At 62.6% G+C, this 1,213-nt stretch carries 2 protein-coding genes; one reads left to right on the plus strand and one right to left on the minus strand.

Annotation, left to right across the window (positions count from 1 at the left end):
* Positions 1 to 317: YciI family protein (locus EOA24_RS38565; protein ID WP_133374937.1), on the minus strand; the 317-nt coding region annotated here is incomplete at its 3' end.
* Between the two features lie 311 nt (positions 318 to 628).
* Here EOA24_RS38565 and EOA24_RS38570 point away from each other — a divergent pair.
* The coding region (locus tag EOA24_RS38570; protein ID WP_127410858.1) for a TAXI family TRAP transporter solute-binding subunit at positions 629 to 1,213 on the plus strand (585 nt) is incomplete at its 3' end.

Below are 1,213 nucleotides of genomic sequence, written 5' to 3' on the forward strand. Positions count from 1 at the left end.
GTGCCGGGGGCGGACGCGGGACAGCGCGCGCCCCATTCGATGGCCGTGTCGATGTCGGCCGCCTCGATCATGTAGAAGCCGGCCAATTGCTCCTTGGTGTCGGCATAGGGGCCGTCGAGCACATTGGTCTTGCCGCCGGTGAGCCGCACCGAGGTGGCCGCCTGGGTCGGGCGCAGCCGCTCGCCGGCGATATACGCCCCGGATTTCTTCAGCGCTTCGGTGTAGGCGCCATAGGCCGCGAGCACCTGGTGGGTCTGCTCCTTTGGAGCATTCGCCATCGCGGCTTCGTCATTGTAGATCAAAAGCATGTATCGCATGGTCTTCTCCCGTTTCTTGAAGGCCGCGTCGTTGCGTGCCGACCTATGTCGTGCGGCATCGACCGATTTCGACAGGCGCCGGAAAAATCTTTCGTCCCCAAAGCAGCCAAGCGCAAGTCGGCGCTTTTTCGCCGCCACTCAACCGTTCGTCCAGATCATGATCCCAAAAAGTGGCCCCGGTTTTTTTGGAAAGGATCATGGTCAAACAGAATGCGTTGAATTGCGGGTTGGCATTTGGCTCCTCCCGTCTAAACTCACGAGTCTCGCGCCGGGGAGGCGGCAGCGCGACTGTTTTCAGGAGAGGAAACCCTATGCTCGATTTCAGGACGAAATTTGTTGCCGCCGGCGCCTTGGCGCTGTCGCTCGGTCTCGGCGCCGTATCGGCCGGGGCGCAGGAGTTCATCAATGTGCTCACCGGCGGCACGTCGGGCGTCTATTATCCGCTCGGCGTCGCGCTGTCCGAAATCTACGGCAAGGGCATAGAGGGCTCACGCACGCAGGTTCAGGCGACCAAGGCTTCGGTCGAGAACCTGAACCTCCTGCAGCAGGGCAAGGGCGAGATCGCCTTCGCGCTCGGCGATTCCGTCAAGATGGCCGCCGAGGGCAACACCGAAGCCGGCTTCCCGGGCAAGCTCGACAAGTTGCGCGGCATTGCCGCGATCTATCCCAATTATATCCAGATCGTCGCCAGCCAGGACTCCGGCATCAAGACGCTCGCCGACCTCAAGGGCAAGAGCCTGTCGGTGGGCGCGCCCGCCTCCGGCACCGAGCTCAACGCGCGCGCCATCTTCGCCGCCGCCGGTCTCAAATACGAGGATCTCGGACGCGTCGAATATCTGCCTTTCGCCGAGTCCGTCGAGCTGATCAAGAACCGCCAGCTCGACGCCACCTTGCAG

The organism is Mesorhizobium sp. M2A.F.Ca.ET.039.01.1.1 (assembly GCF_003998035.1).
GTDB lineage: Bacteria > Pseudomonadota > Alphaproteobacteria > Rhizobiales > Rhizobiaceae > Mesorhizobium.